Annotated in this window: 10 protein-coding genes; 4 read left to right on the forward strand and 6 right to left on the reverse strand. The window is 73.3% G+C overall.

Translation table 11 applies throughout. The annotated features are described in order from the left end of the window. Positions 1-248: 248 nt before the first annotated feature. A complete protein-coding gene (locus JOL79_RS33275; protein WP_210159917.1) occupies positions 249-2,420 on the forward strand; it encodes a glycoside hydrolase family 95 protein in 2,172 nt (723 codons plus the stop codon). A gap of 28 nt (positions 2,421-2,448) precedes the next feature. Here the strand turns inward: JOL79_RS33275 and JOL79_RS33280 are convergent, their stop codons facing one another. The 4 genes from JOL79_RS33280 to JOL79_RS33295 form a co-directional block, all read right to left on the reverse strand. Then, entirely contained in the window at positions 2,449-3,537 is a 1,089-nt protein-coding gene (locus tag JOL79_RS33280; RefSeq protein WP_210159918.1) for a HAMP domain-containing sensor histidine kinase, read from the reverse strand. After that, positions 3,534-4,202, reverse strand: a complete 669-nt coding sequence (locus JOL79_RS33285; protein WP_210159919.1) for a response regulator transcription factor — start codon at positions 4,200-4,202, stop codon at positions 3,534-3,536. The genes JOL79_RS33280 and JOL79_RS33285 overlap by 4 nt, the downstream gene beginning before the upstream one ends. A 6-nt stretch (positions 4,203-4,208) precedes the next feature. After that, entirely contained in the window at positions 4,209-5,936 is a 1,728-nt protein-coding gene (locus JOL79_RS33290; RefSeq protein WP_210159920.1) for a serine hydrolase domain-containing protein, read from the reverse strand. Between the two features lie 107 nt (positions 5,937-6,043). Further along, positions 6,044-6,469, reverse strand: a complete 426-nt coding sequence (locus tag JOL79_RS33295; protein ID WP_210159921.1) for an SPW repeat protein — start codon at positions 6,467-6,469, stop codon at positions 6,044-6,046. A 243-nt stretch (positions 6,470-6,712) separates the two neighbouring features. Here JOL79_RS33295 and JOL79_RS33300 point away from each other — a divergent pair, with 243 nt between their 5' ends. Beyond that, entirely contained in the window at positions 6,713-7,429 is a 717-nt protein-coding gene (locus JOL79_RS33300) for a haloacid dehalogenase type II (RefSeq protein ID WP_210159922.1), read from the forward strand. A gap of 14 nt (positions 7,430-7,443) precedes the next feature. On the opposite strand, the gene JOL79_RS33305 is transcribed toward JOL79_RS33300, so the two are convergent. Both JOL79_RS33305 and JOL79_RS33310 read right to left on the reverse strand, forming a co-directional pair. Further along, the gene (locus JOL79_RS33305) at positions 7,444-9,219 is read right to left on the reverse strand and encodes a glycoside hydrolase family 15 protein (RefSeq protein WP_210159923.1); all 1,776 of its coding nucleotides are present in this window, start codon (positions 9,217-9,219) and stop codon (positions 7,444-7,446) included. Positions 9,220-9,328: 109 nt separating this feature from the next. Then, positions 9,329-10,225, reverse strand: coding sequence for a LysR family transcriptional regulator (locus JOL79_RS33310; RefSeq protein WP_210159924.1), 897 nt, complete (start codon positions 10,223-10,225; stop codon positions 9,329-9,331). A gap of 121 nt (positions 10,226-10,346) precedes the next feature. On the opposite strand from JOL79_RS33310, the gene JOL79_RS33315 reads away from it, so the two are divergent. Then, positions 10,347-11,579 carry an MFS transporter gene (locus JOL79_RS33315; RefSeq protein WP_210159925.1) on the forward strand — a complete coding sequence of 411 codons (1,233 nt, stop codon included), beginning with the start codon at positions 10,347-10,349 and terminating at the stop codon, positions 11,577-11,579. A 513-nt stretch (positions 11,580-12,092) separates the two neighbouring features. After that, positions 12,093-17,142: type I polyketide synthase (locus JOL79_RS33320; protein ID WP_210159926.1), on the forward strand; the 5,050-nt coding region annotated here is incomplete at its 3' end.

Here is a 17,142-nt window from a genome sequence, read left to right on the forward strand (position 1 = left end):
CTCTACATGATCCAGAACGTCCTCACCCTCGCCGGCGTCCCCGCCCAATGGATCCAGGCACTCAACGGCGTGATCATCCTGATCGCCCTCGTGATCTCCCGCCTCACCGGAGGCAAGACACAGGAATAGCCCCCGCCCGCTCGTCACTCCTCTTCACTCATCGTCACTCCAAGGCACTCCGCCAACCCCTTCCCCCACGCCGCGGCCGTCCCGGTGCCGTCGTCCCCCCCCAACCGATCGGAGCAGTCATGTCCGAGTACACCCGCAGAGGCGTCCCGGGCTCGCCGTCCCTTCCCGGCGCCCTCGGGCCGAACCCGATGACGCTCTGGTACCGGAGGCCGGCGACCCAGTGGCTGGAGGCGCTGCCCATCGGCTGCGGCCGCCTCGGCGGGATGGTGTTCGGCGGCGTGGCCAACGAACGGATCCAGCTCAACGAGGACAGCGTCTGGGCGGGCGGTCCGCACGTCCACGGCAACGCCCGCGGCGCGGACGCGCGGACGCGCATACGCGACCTGGTCTGGCGGGACGAGTGGAGCGAGGCACGGGACCGCGCCGAGCACACCCCGGCCGACCGACCGGCGTACCAGATCCTCGGCGATCTGCGGCTGACCTTCCCCGGCGCGGGCGAGTTCACGGACTACCGCCGGGAACTGGATCTGACCAGCGCCGTCACGACGGTGACCTACATGACGAACGGCGTCAGGCACACCCGGGAGATGTTCGCCAGCCACGCCGACCAGGTCATCGTCGTCCACCTGACCGCCGACCGGCCGGGCGCCGTCTCGTTCCAGGCGACCCTCACCAGCCCGCAGGAGTCGTCCGTCTCCTCGACGGACAGCCGCACCATCGCGCTCGACGGCGTCAGCGGCCACTCGCAGGAGCGGCCGGGCGAGGTCGCTTTCCGGGCGCTCGCGCGGGCCGGCGCCACGAGGGGCACCGTGCGCTCGGAGGCCGGCACGCTGATCGTCGAGGGAGCCGACGACGCCACCCTGCTGATCTCCATGGGCACCAGCTACCGGTCGTACCAGGACGTGGGCGGCGACCCGGCCGAGGTCGCGGGAGAGCACCTCACCCGCGCCTCGGACCGCCCGTTCGCCGTGCTGCGCTCCGCCCACGTCCGCGACTACCGGGAACTGTTCGGCCGGGTCGAGCTCGACCTCGGCACCACCGAGACGGCCGCGCTGCCGACCGACGAGCGCGTCGCCCGGCGGTGTCTCGACGACGACCCCCAGCTCGCGGCACTGTTCTTCGCCTACGGCCGCTACCTGCTGATCTCGTCCTCGCGAAGTCCCGGCCAGCCCGCCAACCTCCAGGGCATCTGGAACGACACCCTCACCCCCGCCTGGCAGTCGTGGCACACCACCAACGTCAACATGGAGATGAACTACTGGCCGGCTGCCCCGGCCAACCTCATCGAGTGCTACGACCCGCTGTTCGACCTGATCGCCGACCTGTCGGAATCCGCCCTCCGGCCCGGCGCGACGTCTTACGGGACCGGCGGGTGGCGCGGGACCACGTCCGTGGACGCCGCCTTCTACGGCATGTGGCCGAGCGGCGGCGCCTGGCTGACCCTGGCCTTCTGGGAACGCTACCTCTTCACCGGCGACGAGAAGAGCCTGCGCGAGCACTTCCCGATCATCAAGGGCGCCGTGCGGTTCTTCCTCGACGCCCTCCGGGCCGACCCCTCCACCGCACCGGAGTCGGAACACCACGTGGGCGGCGGGACCACCGTCGCCCTCTGCGCCGGTCCCGGCACGGACACGCCGCTCCTGCGCGACCTGTTCGACGCGTACGTCGAGGCGTCGCGGATCGTGGGAGACGAGGACGAGAAGACGCGCGACGACGTGGCCCGCGCGCGCGACGAGCTCGCGTCGGTCCAGGTCGGCGGCCAGGGCCGGATCCAGGAATGGCTGGAGGAGCACCGGCGCGGCGACGCCGACCGCGGCTGGTCCCTCGCATGGAAGATCAACCTGTGGGCCCGTCTCCTGGAACCGGCCGAGGCCTACCAGCGGCTCGGCGACCTGCTCCTGCCGGACTCCACCGCGCCCAACATGTTCGGCCTGCACCCCCCGTTCCAGATCGACGCCAACTTCGGCGGCACCTCCGGCATCACGGAGATGCTGCTGCAGAGCCACGGCGGCGAGGTCAGCCTGCTCCCGGCGCTGCCCGCCGCCTGGGCCACGGGCCGTTTCCGGGGGCTGCTGGCCCGCGGCGGCTTCCGGGTCGACCTGGAGTGGCGCGACGGCGACGTCCACGAGGGTGTGATCACCTCGACCCTCGGCGGGCCGCTGCGCCTCCGGACGCCCCGCGACGTGCGGATCGAGAGCGGGGGGCGCCGCCTCGACGTCCGGCGGCCCGAGCCCGGCGTCGCCGTGGTCGGGACCGACTGCGACACCGAGTATCGGATCACCCCGGTCTGAGCCGCCGGGCGAGCGTCAGCGCCGGAGGTCAGCGCCGGAGGGTCAGGCGGAAGACGCATCCCGGGCCGGAGCCCGTTCCGGACGTGCCGGATGTGCCCGAGGCGCTGCCGGATGTGACGGTGAGGTCTCCGCCGTGGGCCAGCGCGACCTGCCGGGCGATGGGCAGCCCGAGGCCGGTGCCCGGCACGTCACGGCGGCCCCGCCAGAACCGTTCGAAGACGTGCTCCCGCTCCGCCTCCGGGATGCCCTCCCCCCGATCGGCGACCGTCAGCACGACCAGGGTGGGGGTCAGCTCGACGGCCACGGTCACCGGCGTCCCGGCGGGGCCGTACCGGATGGCGTTGTCGACGAGGTTGGAGACCGCGCGCGTCACCGTGGCCTCGTCGATCCCGCACACCGCCTCCGCGGGGCCCTCCAGGAACAGGGTCATCCGCCTGCCCGCGGCGAGGACCTCGGCCTGCCTGATCACTCCGCGCGCCAGCTCCATGAGGTCGGCCGGCCGGCGGTCGAGGGTGCGGGCCCGCCCGCGGGCCTCCGCCAGCAGGTCGTCGACCGTCGTCTGGAGCCGCCCCGCCGCGCTCTGGGAGCGGCGCAGCCCCTGACGGTAGAGCTCCAGGGTGGGCTCGGGGTGAGAGAGCAGCACCTCGGCGTTGGTCATCAACACCGACAGGGGGATGCGCAGCTCGTGGCTCGTCTCCTCGAGCAGCCGGCGCTGGGAGTCCGCGGCGAGCGCCAGCCGGTCCAGCATCCCGTCGAACTCGGCGGCCAGCGCCATCACCTCCAGTGGGCCGCGGCCGAGCGCGATCCGGCGGCTCAGGTCGGTGGCGCCGATGTCCCTGGCCACCGCCCGGACGCGGTTGATGGGGGCGACCGCCCGGCCCGCCCACCACCAGGCGACCGCTCCGGCGGCCGGGGCCAGCGCCAGGACGGTCCAGGCGATCCACGGCGAGCGGTGCGCCGAGGCGCTGCGGACGTGTTCGACCCCGTTGAACGCCTGGGCGGTCGTCTCGGTGTCGGTCACCAGGATCACCCCGAACAGCAGCAGCGGCGGCACGTAGATGCCGAGGAAGCCGAGCGCGGCCAGCCGGAAGCGCAGTGAGCGCCAGAGCCGCGTCACGGGCTCTCCAGGCGGTAGCCGGCGGACGTGATGGTGGTGATGACGGGAGGATCGCCCAGCTTCCTGCGCAGCCGGCTGAGGATCACGCGCACCGACGCGGTGAAGGGGTTGGCGTGGGCGTCCCACACGTGTTCCAGCAGGTCCTCGGCCGACAGCACGCGACCGGGGTGGTGCATGAAGTATCGCAACAGGGCGAACTCGCGCGAGGTCAGCTCCAGTTCCGCGCCCGCCCGGCGGGCCCGGTGGGCGACCAGATCCAGCTCCAGGTCGCCCACCCGCAGGAGCGAGCCGCCCTCGCCGTCGCGGCGGCCCAGCGCGCGCAGCCGGGCCAGGAGCTCGGCGAAGTGGAACGGCTTGACCAGATAGTCGTCGGCCCCCGCGTCCAGCCCCGCGACGCGGTCGTCCACCGCGTCGCGGGCCGTCAGCACGAGCGTGCGCCGGGGACGGCGCAGCCACTCGTCGCCGCCGAGCCGGCGCAGCAGATCGAGGCCGTCGCCGTCGGGCAGGCCCAGGTCGAGGCAGGCCACGTCGTAGGCGGTGGCCCGCAGGGCCTCCTCCGCCTCCCGGTAGGTCGCCGCCACGTCGACGGCGTAGGACTCGTTGCGCAGGCCGAGCGTGACCAGCTCGGACAGGTCGGGGTCGTCTTCGACCAGCAGGACGCGCACGGCCGGTCAGCCGGTCCGTTCGGCGGTGAGGGTCCCCCGCGCGCCGGTGATGGTCATGCGGCCGCCCGCGAAGGCCACGTCGATCCGCGGCCCGGCGCCGGTGGGATCGTCCGGCCGGAACAGCCCGTCTCCCGCCGGTAGGAGCGTCAGCGCCGGAGGCTCCGCGGGGACCTGGGCGGCCTTGACCCCGCCCTCGTCGTTGACCGCGTACCAGCCCAGGATCGGGCCCTTACCCGTGGTGAGGGAGACGTACGTGCGGATGTCGGAGCCCTCGGTGATCGTGCCCGCGAGCGCCAGGCCCGACAGCGCGCCGAAGGCCTTCTCCAGGGAGGCGCGCTCCCTTCGGCCCTCCTGGGTGGCGCCGTTCAGCAATGCCAGCACCCGCTGCTCGTGCGCGCGCAGCGCCGCGTCCGTGCGGCCCGTGCCGCCGCTGCCGTCCGTGCCGCCGCCCGCGCGGGGCGGGGCCAGCGCGTCCACCGCGTCCGCCCCGGTGGCGGAGACGGTCAGCCTGCCCGCTGCCGCAGTCACCGTGAACCTTCCTCCCTTCGCGAGCTGGTATGTCCCGACCATATCCGTGAGGTCGCGGGCGGACGCGGCGGCCGACGGCCTGGGCAGCGGACGCCCGGCCAGCAGTGCCGGTCCCACCGCCCGCAGCAGGTCCTCGGCGGAGACCTTCGGCGTGTTCGACGCGATGGCGACCACGCGCCGCTGGCCGGGGACCCAGGCCACGACGGCGTTGTGGCCGACCTCGCCACCGCCGCCGGCCGTGCTGAGGAACCGCTCGCCGTACAGCGACCTGTCGTAGGACACCCAGCCGGGCGTCTCCGCCCTGCCGCCGCCGAGCGGCCGGCCGGGGCGGGCGACGACCTGCGCCGACGCGGGTGAGATTACCTGCCCGGTGAAGAGCGCGTAGGTCCAGGAGGCCAGATCGGGGACGGTCATCGCCAGCCCGCCGTTGCCCTCGACCCCCCAGTAGGGCCCGGCGAACCCGCCCTGGTGTCCCGTCCGCCCGTCTTCGAGGTATCCGACGGCGCGGGGGCCGGGCGCGGCGGGCCGGCCGTCCCAGAACCCGCCGGCCAGGCGCCCGCCGGGGAGCCGCAGGACGGTCGAGCTCAGATAGTCGCGGTAACCGCCCGTCAACTGCTCGACCACCAGCGCCAGCAGGGTGTATCCGGCGTTTGAGTAGACATATCCGGCTCCGGGCCGGAAGGCGAGCTTCAGCCTGCCGATCGCCTTCAGCGCCTGGTCGCGCGACAGCGGTTCGTCGTCGCCGCCGTGGGTGCCGTTGAGCCCGCTGGTGTGCACCAGCAGCTGCCTGATCGTCGCCTTGGCCACCGGGCCGCGCAGCCGCGGCAGGAGCGTGCCGACCCGGTCGTCGAGCGACAGCCTCCCCTCGTCGGCCAGCCGCAGAATCGCGGCCGCGGTGACCGCCTTGGTCACGGAACCGATGCTGAAAACCGTTCCGGACGTGTTCGGGCGTCCTTCGGCGACGTCGGCCATGCCGTACGCGGCGCGGCACTCGATCGCGCCGTCCCTGAGTATCGCGATCGAGCCGCTGAAGCCGGCCCCGGCCCACGCCCGGAGCGCGTTCTCGATCCCGGGGGCGCACGCGGCCGTCGCGGCCGTCCGGGGGGTGCCCGCCGGCCGGGCCGCCGTACCCTCTCGCCCGGCACCGGTGCCGCAGGCGGCCGTGAGCAGGGCGGCGACGGTCAGTCCTGTCAAGAGTCCTCGCATGGCGGGAAACGTACGGACCGCTCCGCAAACGTGATGTGAACGGCCGGACGCGGACCGCGCGCCGTTTCCGCGAGGTGATCAGGCCCCGTCGACGAGGGCCGGGCCGGTCACCACTCGCCTGGCCCGTGCCTCACCCCTTGCCCGTGCCGTCCGCGGCCCGACAGCGCCATCCCGAGCGCGCCCGCGCCGAAGATGAGGATCAGGGCTCCGGTGACCACGTTGTTCCAGATGGTCGCGGTGGTGGCCGGCTGCCCGCTGATCACCCAGGGCGCGATGATGGTCCAGATGCCCAGCAGCGGGGTCGCCCAGCTCACGCCGTACGTACGGCCGAACGCCGAGGCGAAGCCGATGCTCAGCGCCGCGACCGCCAGGCCCACGATCAGGTTGTTGACGAGCAGGTTCCGAAAACCGGCGAACCCCACGACCCACGGAGAGATGGCCAGATAGAGACCGGCCAGACAGGTGAGCCCGTCGAGTAATTGGGCGGGAGGGCTCGCCCCCACCCGGTCGTACTTCTGACGGAGTTCCGTCACGTCGACACGATTTCCAAGATCAGGTCGCACCATGACGCGTCACCTCTTTCCGACTGCCTCGCACGGTGCGCGTGTTCTCGGCCCTCCGGATGCGTTTCCACGCCATGCCCACGTCATGTCCAGACGTTGTCCACGAAACCGGCAACTCTTGCCGGCCGGGCCACCGGGTTGCCGCCTTCGCCGTCCACGCCTACCTTGGACAGCCTCCACCGTCACCGCCACCTCGACGACCGAGGAGAGACGATGTCCGGCCCTTCGGCGCGACCGCAGGTAGTGATCTTCGACGTCAACGAGACGCTCACGGACATGGAGCCGTTGCGGGCCCGGTTCGAGGACGTCGGACTGCCCGGCGACCTGATGCCCGCCTGGTTCGCCGGCGTGCTGCGCGACGGGTTCGCGCTCACCGTGACCGGCGCCTACGCCGGCTTCGCCGCGATCGCCGCCGACGTGCTGCGCGGGCTGCTGGCCGGGCGGGGCATCGGCGCGACAGGTCCCAGCGCGGCCGGCGCCGTCGAGCACGTGCTTGAGGGTTTCACCGAACTGCGCGTCCATCCGGACATCCCCGAGGGGATGCGGGCGCTGCGGGAGAGCGGCCTGCGGCTGTTCACCATGACCAACGGCGCGGCGGCGATGACCAGGGGCATCCTCGACCGGGAGGGGATCCTCGACCTGGTGGAGGCGACGCTCGACGTCAGCGTTCCCCGGGCCTGGAAGCCCTCCCCCGCCGCCTACGGATACGTCCTCGATCAGGCAGGTGTCGGGCCGGAGGAGGCGGCCCTGGTCGCGGTGCACCCCTGGGACATCGACGGCGCACAGCGGGCCGGCCTCACCGGAGCGTGGCTGAACCGGAACGGGGGGCCGTACCCCGCCACCATGACAGCCCCGCGGATCGAGGCCCGGGATCTGCGCGCCCTCGCCGAGCTCTGGCGCTCAGCTTCCGGCCCCGGGCTCTGGCGCTGAGGCCGTTCCGGGGTTCACGTGGGGTCGCTCCCCCCGGCCAGGGCGGTCGCCGTGTTCACGATGGCCACGTGGCTGTACGCCTGCGGGAAGTTGCCGGTCTGCCGCCCGGCCCTCACGTCGTACTCCTCCGACAGGAGGCCGACGTCGTTGCGCAGGCCGAGCAGCCGCCCGAACAGGGCGCGCGACTCCTCCGTGCGCCCGAGCAGGGCCAGCGCGTCGGCCAGCCAGAACGAGCAGGCCACGAACATGCCGTCGCCCCCGGACAGCCGGTCCACGTCGTCGGCCTCCGGCAGGTAGCGCCGCACGAACCCGTCGTCCGCCAGTTCGCGCCGCACGGCGTCGACCGTGCCGCGGACCCGGGGGTCGTCCAGGGGCAGGAAGCCCAGCCGGGGAATCAGCAGAAGGGCCGCGTCCAGCCCCTTCGAACCGAAGAACTGGGTGAAGGTGTTACGGCCGGGGTCGTAGCCACGGGCGCACACCTCGCGGTGGATCTCCTCGCGCAGCGCGCGCCAGCGATCCGCGGGCCCGTCCAGCCCCTGCCGCTCGACGGCCGACACCATCCGGTCGGCCGCGACCCAGGCGAGGATCTTGGAGTGGGTGAAGTCCCGGCGCGGCCCGCGGACCTCCCAGAGGCCGTTGTCGGGCTTCCTCCAGGCCCCTTCGAGATATTCCATCAACGCGCGCTGGAGATCCCACGCCTGGTCCTCGGGGGGCAGGCCCGCCTCTCGCGCGCGGTGCAGGCAGTCGATGACCTCGCCGTACACGTCGAGCTGGAACTGCCGTGAGGCCGCGTTGCCGACGCGGACGGGACGGGAGCCCTCGTAGCCCGGCAGCCAGCCAAGCGTCCATTCGGGGATGCGGCGGGCGCCCTCGATCGTGTACATGATCTGCAGATCGGCCGGGTCTCCGGCCACCGTGCGCAACAGCCAGTCCCGCCAGGCCGTCGCCTCGGTCTCGTAGCCCGAGGAGATCAACGCGTCCAGCGTGAAGCTGGCGTCGCGCAGCCAGCAGTAGCGGTAGTCCCAGTTGCGGGACCCGCCGAGGCGCTCCGGCAGCGAGGTCGTGGCGGCCGCGACGAGGCCGCCGGTCGGGGCGTAGGTGAGGGCCTTGAGCACGAGGAGGCTGGTCCGGACGGCCTCGCCGTACTCCCCCTCGTACCGGCAGCGGCCCACCCAGTCGCGCCACGCCCGTTCGGTGACGGCCAGGGAGTCCACCGGGTCGGCCGGATCAGGGGCACCGAGCCAGGACTCGCGCCACGTCAGCACGAACGGCACCCGGTCGCCCGGCGCGACGGTGAACGACGCGGTGGTGCGGTGGGTGTGGTCGTCGTGGTCGAGCGGCACGGGCGAACGCAGCCAGGTGGCGTTGGGGCCGGCCATGGCGGCCAGCGTGCCGTCCCCGTGCCGCACCCACGGAACCACGTTGCCGTAGTCGAAGCGCAGGATCATCTCCATGCGCATCTCCACCCGGCCGCGCACTCCCTCCACGATCCGCATCACGTCGGGCGCCTGGCCCCGGGGCGGCATGAAGTCCAGCACCCGCACGGATCCCTCGGGCGTGTCCCAGGCGGTCTCCAGGATCAGCGTGCCATCCTGGTATCGGCGGGCCGCGGGCGGCCCTGCCCAGGCGGGGGCCAGTGACCACCGTCCGGCGCGGCGCCCGCCGAGCAGGGCCGCGAAGCAGGCGCCGGAGTCGAAGCGCGGCAGGCAGAGCCAGTCGATCGAGCCGTCCCTGCCCACGAGCGCGGCAGTGTGCATGTCGCCGATCAGGGCGTAGTCCTCGATCCGCATCGTCCTCCCGTGCCGGCCGGATCCCGTCCGGATCCCGTCCGCGCTCCCGCGAACGGCCGGGGGGGCCGCGGCGAGCTGCGACGAGAACGCGCTCCGCGATGTACCCCCCTCACGGCGGCGAAACGTCTGACGCCATCTCGGTCTCCACCGCTTCCATGAAGGTGCGCACCACCCCGCGCGCCGCCCTGGCCGCGGGGGTCGCCAGGGACATCGACCAGTACAGCTGCTCGCCGCGCAGGGGTTTCTGCGGGGTGTCGCCGAGGGGGAAGAGGTCCGGCACGAGCGCCACCCCGAGACCGGCCCGCACGTACGCGGGGATCGACGTGATGTCGGCGGTCTCCAGCATGATCGAGCGGCGGAGCGAGGCGCGGGCGAACGCCTCGTCCACGACCGCGCGATTCCCGAAGCCGGGAGGAGAGTCGATCCACCGGTCGCCGCTCAGCTCGGCCAGCGAGACGTCCCGCGCGCCGGAGAGGGGATGTCCCGGCGGCAGGATCAAGCGCAGCGGCACCCGGCCCAGCTCACGCACCTGCACTCCGGGCGGCGGCGCCGTGGTGAGCGAGACGAACGCCACGTCGATCCGGCCGTCCGTCAGCGCGCGGACGAGTCCGGTCGAGCCGTCGGGAAATGTCCGCATACTCACCGTGACGTGGGGGTGGGCCGACTGGAAGCGGCCGAGCAGCCGGGGCAGATTGATCAGTCGCAGCACCGTCATCGTGCCGACCACCAGCGGCCCCCGCACCCCGGCCCGCGTCTCCAGCACGGCCTGGCGTGCGCCGTCCGCCGCGGCGAGCGTGGCCCTCGCCTCGGGCACCAGCGCACGACCCGCCTCGGTCAGCACGGCCTGCCGGGCCGTGCGGACGAACAACGGGCCGCCGAGCTCGGCCTCGAGCGCCCGCAACGTGCTGCTGACCCCTGACTGGACGATATGCAGCCGCTCACCGGCCGCCGTGATGGTGCCTTCCTCGGCGATCGCCAGGAAAACCTCCAGGTGACGCAGCTCCACGCGCCCGTTCCCATCTCTTGTGAAGATGTCTTCCAGCAGAAACATTCAATGGTTGAGATGGTATGGCGGCCGGGCGCTGCCGCGTTATGGGCACCGTGTCGAACTTTGCAAGGAGTTGAGTGTGACCACACAGAGCGTTGAAGCGCGGGCCGCCGTTCCGGCGCCGTCCGCCTCCCGCCACGCCGCCGGATTCTGGATCGTCGCCGCCGCCTTCGCCGTCGAGATGGCCTTCTCTTCCGCCCCGACGCCGCTGTGGACTCTCTACCGGCAGCGGGACCACTTCTCGACCATGATGGTGACGGTGGCCTTCGCGGCGTACGCCGTGGGTGTCGTGGTCAGTCTCTTCCTGGCGGGGCACGTCTCCGACTGGCTCGGCCGCCGCCGCGTGCTGCTGCCCGCGATCCTGCTGCAGGCGGTCGCCGCGGTGCTCTTCCTCGTGTGGCCGGACCTGCCCGGGCTCGTCGTGGCCCGCGTCGTGAGCGGTCTCAGCGTCGGCATGGCCACCGCCACGGCCACGGCGCACCTCGCCGAGCTCGGCGCCGCCTCCCGTCCGAACGCCTCGCCGAACCGCCCCGTGCTGGTCGCCACGGCGGCCAATCTCGGCGGCATCGGACTCGGCCCGCTGGTCGCGGGCGTGCTGGTGCGGTACGTCGACGGCAAGCTGACCGTGCCGTTCGCCGTGTTCCTGGTCCTGCTGATCGTCTCGGCCGTCGCGCTGGCGCTGGTGCCGGAGACCGTGGCGATCGAGAGGGGCCGGACGTACCGCCCGCAGCGGGTGGCCGTGCCGTCCACCGCCCGGGCCCGCTACTTCGCGGTCGGCGGCGCGGCCTTCGCGCTCTTCGCCATCCTGGGGCTCTTCACCTCCGTCGCGCCCGCCTTCCTGGCCGCCATCGGCCAGTCGTCGCCGATCGTGGCCGGCCTGGCCGCCTTCCTGGTCTTCGGCGGGGCCGCGGTCGCGCAGATCGCCCTCGGCCGGCTGCCGCTGGCCCGCCAGCTCGCCGTCGGCTTCACCCTGACCGCGGTGGGCGTCGTCGTGCTGGCCGCGGGCGTGTTGTCCTCCTCCTCGCCCGCCTTCCTGGCCGGCGGTCTGGTCGCGGGCGCCGGCGCGGGCAGCCTGCTCAAGGGCTCGCTGGGCACCGCGGCGACACTCGCCCCCGCGGGCGCGCGGGGCGAGGCGATCGCCGGAATCTTCCTCGCCGGCTACGTCGGCCTCGCCCTCCCGATCCTTGGCATCGGCTTCGCCACGGGCCTCGGCGTCTCCCTGGCCGCCTCGCTGACCGGCCTCGCGGTCCTCGTACTGGCGATCATGGCGGTGGCCTCCGCGACGTTGCGGCGGCACCCCGCCACCGCCTGAGCGGCCGCCGCGACCGCCGCCATGGAACCCCCGAATGCTCGCCGGTTGGCCGATCACTTTCGTGACACGGTAAGCGGAACGGCGCCTCGCGGTCCAATTACGTTTTCCGATGAATGCCAGAAAAGAAACGCTTATGAAAGCGCCCAAAAGGTCGGTGATTCAGCTCACAGTTGACGATTTCATGATATTCGTGCCAATGTCGAATTCGCGAGCCGGTAATTGTCCGGGGTTCGGGCGCCCGGCGCGGAGGTCGGGACCGTCGTCGTGACGTGCCGCTGAGCCTCTCGTCACGGCGCCCTCGCCATTCACCGAATCCAGTACGCAACGGCGCCCGCGCCATTTCGCCATGCCGCGGACACCACCGCGGCGGCGACGTACGGCGATCCGGCGGCAACCGATCCCCGGATTCCGCGGCAGGGGATTCACCGGGCCACGGGCCGGCCGGAAAAGCGACGGCGAGGCGGACGCCGCGCGCCGGAAACGGCGTCGGCACGACACGAGGCGGACGGTGCGATGGCAGCAGAAGGAACGACGGCACCGGCCCGGCCGGCCGCGGAACCCATCGCGGTGATCGGGCTGGCCTGCCGGCTGCCCGGCGCGGCGAACCCGCGGGACCTCTGGGGGCTGCTGCGCGCCGGGCGTGACGCCATCGGCACGCCTCCGGAGAGCCGCAGGTCGGCCGGCCCGCTGCCCCCCGGGATGCGCGGCGGCTTCCTCGACCAGGTCGACCACTTCGACGCGGCCTTCTTCGGGATCTCTCCGAGGGAGGCCGCCGCCATGGATCCCCAGCAGCGACTCGCCCTCGAACTCGCCTGGGAGGCTCTGGAGGACGCCGGGATCCGGCCCGCCGGCCTCGCGGGGACATCGGCCGCCGTCGTCCTCGGCGCCATGGCCTCCGACTACGCGACTCTCGTCGCCCGGCACGGCGAGGCCGCCGTCAGCCGGTACACGCTCGCCGGTCTCACCCGGGGCGTCCTCGCCAACCGCGTCTCGTTCGCGCTGGACCTGCGCGGGCCGAGTCTCACCGTGGACACCGCCCAGTCATCCTCCCTGGTGGCGGTCCACCTGGCCTGTGACACCCTCCGGTCGGGCGAGTCGCCGGTCGCGCTCGCGGGTGGCGTCAACCTGAACCTCGCGCCGGAGAGCACGGTCACCGCGGAACGGTTCGGCGGGCTGTCGCCCGACGGCCGCTGCTTCACCTTCGACGCCCGGGCCAACGGATACGTCCGAGGCGAGGGCGGCGGGATCGTCGTGCTGAAGCCGCTCGATCGCGCGCTGGCCGACGGCGACCACGTGTACGCCGTCCTGCTCGGCAGCGCCGTCAACAACGACGGCGCGACCGAGGCCCTCACCGTACCCGGCGGGGCGGCGCAGGAACAGGTCGTGCGCCTGGCCGTCCGCCGTGCCGGCATCGACCCCGCCGCGGTCCAGGTGGTCGAACTGCACGGCACCGGCACGAAGGTCGGCGACCCCATCGAGGCCGCCGCCCTCGGGGCGGCACTCGGCTCGGCCAGGCCCGCCGGATCGCCGCTGGTCGTGGGCTCGGCCAAGACGAACGTCGGCCACCTTGAGGGTGCGGCCGGGATCGTCGGGCTGCTCAAGGCGGTGCTGAGCGTCCACCATCGGGAGGTCCCGCCCAGCCTGAACTTCGAGACGCCCAACCCGCGCATCGACCTCACGGCGCTCAACCTGCGGGTGGCCACCGAGCTCGCCTCCTGGCCACGGCCCGACGCGCCGCTGGTTGCCGGGGTCAGCTCGTTCGGGATGGGCGGCGTCAACTGCCACGTCGTGCTCGCCGAAGCACCCGCGCCGGCCGGGACGGCCGGCTCCGGGCCGGCCGCCACCGTGCTGCCGCTCGTGCTGTCGGCCCGCGACGACGACGCGCTGCGCGAGCAGGCCGGGCGGCTCGCCGCCGGCACGTCCCTGGACGGCGACGCCGCCGACGTCGCGTACACCCTCGCCGCCGGCCGCACGTCGTTCGCCCGGCGAGCCGTGATCATCGGCACGGACGGCGCGGACCTGCGGGAACGGCTACGGGCGTTCGCCGCGGGCGATCCGGCGGCCGGAGCAGTGAGAGCGAGCGCGCGACCCCGCCGGCGTGCCCGGCCGGAGAGCGGGCGGATCGTCTTCGTCTTCCCCGGCCAGGGCGGCCAGTGGGCCGGCATGGGACGCGACCTCGCCGTGGCCTCACCGGTCTTCGCCCGCCACCTGGCCGACGCGGCCGGCGCGCTGCGCCCTCACGTGGACTACGACCCCGCCGACGTGCTCTGGGAACGGCCGGGAGCGCCGTCACTCGACCGGGTCGACGTGGTCCAGCCTGCGCTGTTCGCCGTCATGGTCGCCCTGGCGCGCCTGTGGGAGTCGTACGGGGTACGGCCGGACGCGGTGACCGGGCACTCCCAGGGCGAGATCGCCGCCGCCCACGTCGCGGGCGCGCTGTCCCTGGAGGACGCCGCAGCGCTCGTCGTTCTGCGCAGCCGGGCGATCGCCGCGATCTCCGGGCGTGGCGGCATGGCCTCCGTCCCCCTGCCGCGGGCCGAGGTGAGCGAGCGTATCGGCCGGTACGAGGGACGGCTGGAGATCGGCGGGGTCAACGGCCCGGAGGCCACCGTGGTGTCCGGTGACGCCGAGGCGCTCGACGCGTTCGTCGCCGCCTATGCGGCCGAGGGCGTCGACGTGCGGCGGGTGGTCATCGACTACGCGTCGCACTCCGCCCACGCGGAGGCCGTACGGGACCGGCTGCTGGCCGACCTGGCCCCCTTCTCCGGCCGGCGCGCGGACGTGGCGTTCTACTCCAGCCTCACCGGCGATCTGGCCGACACGTCCGGGCTCGACGCCGAGTATTGGTACCGCAACCTCCGTCATACGGTCGAGTTCGAGCGGGCGGTCCGGGCTGCCGTCCGGGACGGCCACGACGTGTTCATCGAGGCGAGCCCGCATCCGATCCTGGCCGCCGGCGTCCGCCGGATCCTCGACGAGGACGGCGGCGGCGTGGTGATGGGGAGCCTGCGGCGGGGCAACGGCGGGCTCGGTCAGTTCCTCCGGTCGCTGGCGCAGGCCCATGTGTCCGGGGTTCCGGTGGACTGGACGGGTGCCGTCCCCGGCGCGCGGCGCGTGCCGCTGCCGACCTATCCCTTCCAGCGCGAACGCCACTGGTTCGACCTGCCGTCCGAGGTGAGCACCGGCGGCACGGACAGCGAGCACGGCACAGACGGCACGGACGGCACGGACGGCACGGACGGCACGGACGGCACGGACGGCACGGACGGCACGGACGGCACGGACGGCACGGACGGTCTGCGACGGCCGCCCGTCACCGCGTCCGAGTCGCGTGAGCCGGGTCCCGGAGGGGAGGGCCCGTCCACGGGTTCCGGGGCCGAGACCAGATCTCAGCGGCGCGAGTTGGGGGAGCCCGGCGCGTTGCTCGACCTCGTGGTCTCCGCCACGGCCGGCGTCCTCGGGCACGCGGACGCGGGGAGCGTCGCGGCCGACCAGACGTTCAAGGCGCTCGGACTCGACTCGCTGGGGGCGGTGGAGTTGCGCGACGCGCTGGCCGCCGCCACCGGCCTGCCCATCCCGTCGACCGTCACCTATGATCACCCCTCCCCTGTAGCGCTCGCCCGGCATCTGCACGATCTCGCCGCCGGCGGGCTGTCAGCGGACGTCGCCGCTCCGCCGGCGAACCGGCCGGCCGACCGGCGGGCGGACGAGCCGATCGCGGTGGTCGCCATGGCCGGGCGCTGGCCCGGCGGAGCCGACACCCCGGAGAAGCTGTGGGACCTGATCGCCGGCGGGACGGACGCGATCACCGCCTTCCCCGCCAACCGCGGCTGGGACGTGGAGGCGCTGTACGACCCCCACGGAGTGCGGCCCGGCACGTCGACGACACGGGAAGGGGGGTTCCTGCACGAGGCCGACCGGTTCGACGCCGACTTCTTCGGAATCAGCCCGCGTGAGGCGGCGGCGATGGACCCACAGCAGCGGCTCCTCCTGGAGACCGCGTGGGAGACGTTCGAGCGGGCCGGCGTCGTACCGGGCTCTCTGGCGGGGAGCCGCACCGGCGTGTTCGTCGGTCTCATGCCGCAGGATTACGGCCCCCGCCTGCACGAGACGGCGCAGGGCGCTGAGGGCTACGCGCTGACCGGGACGGCCCCCAGTGTCGCCTCCGGACGGATCGCGCACGTTTTCGGTCTGGAAGGTCCGGCGGTCACGGTCGACACGGCGTGTTCGTCGTCGCTGGTGGCGCTGCACCTCGCCGTACGGTCACTGCGGTCGGGTGAGTCGGACCTGGCGCTCGCGGGCGGGGCGACCGTGATGTCGAGCCCGGGCATGTTCACCGAGTTCTCCCGCCAGGGCGGGCTGTCGTCCGACGGCCGGTGCAAGGCGTTCTCCTCTTCCGCGGACGGCACCGGCTGGGCCGAGGGCGTCGGCCTCCTCCTCGTCGAACGCCTGTCGGACGCCCGCCGCAACGGCCACCGCGTCCTCGCCCTCATCCGCGGCACCGCCGTCAACCAAGACGGCGCCTCCAACGGGCTCACCGCCCCCAACGGGCTGTCCCAGCAGCGCGTCATCCGGCAGGCGCTCGACGACGCGGGGCTGTCGCCCGGCGACGTCGACGCCGTCGAAGCCCACGGCACCGGCACCGCCCTCGGGGACCCGATCGAGGCACAGGCGCTGCTCGCGACCTACGGCCGGAGCAGGCCGGACGATCGCCCGCTGTGGCTCGGATCGCTGAAGTCGAACATCGGTCACACCCAGGCGGCGGCCGGTGTGGCGGGCGTGATGAAGATGGTGCTGGCCATACGGCACGGCACACTGCCCAAGACTCTGCACGCCGAGCAGGCGTCGCCTCACGTCGACTGGTCCTCCGGCGCCCTGTCCCTCCTCACCGAGCCGACCACCTGGCCCGAGACCGGACGCCCCCGCCGCGCCGCCGTCTCCGCCTTCGGTATCAGCGGCACCAACGCCCACGTCATCATCGAACAAGCCCCCGACCCCGCGCCCACGGAAGAAGACGGCGGCACCAACCCGGCGGCAGCGCCGGTTGAGGCGGCGGAGACAGTCCCGGCGGATGTCCCAGTCGATGTCCCGGTGAATGTCCCGGTGGCGTGGACGCTGTCGGCCAAGACCGCCGATGGGTTACGCGCGCAGGCGGCCCGCCTGGCCGCGCACATCGAACGCCACCCCGGCCTCCACCCCGCCGACGTCGCCCACTCCCTGGCCACCACCCGCGCCCACCACGAGCACCGCGCCGTCATCCTCGGCACCACCCGCCAAGAACTCCTCGACCACACCACAACCCTCGCCACCACAACACGCACACCACCCGGAGTGGTGACCGGCACCGCGACCGGCAACCGGGGCAACGGTGGAGGTGGCGCCCGGTCAGGTCCGGGTCGCAGCAGTGGTGCGGGTCGCACCGGCGGTGGAGACCCGATCGCGTTCGTGTTCACCGGACAGGGCAGCCAACACCCCGCCATGGGCCGGCAACTCTACGAAACCTTCCCCGCCTTCGCCCACACCTACGACCAGACCATCACCCTCCTCGACCACCACCTCGCCC

It is taken from the genome of Microbispora oryzae (assembly GCF_017896165.1).
Taxonomy (GTDB): Bacteria; Actinomycetota; Actinomycetes; order Streptosporangiales; family Streptosporangiaceae; genus Microbispora; species Microbispora oryzae.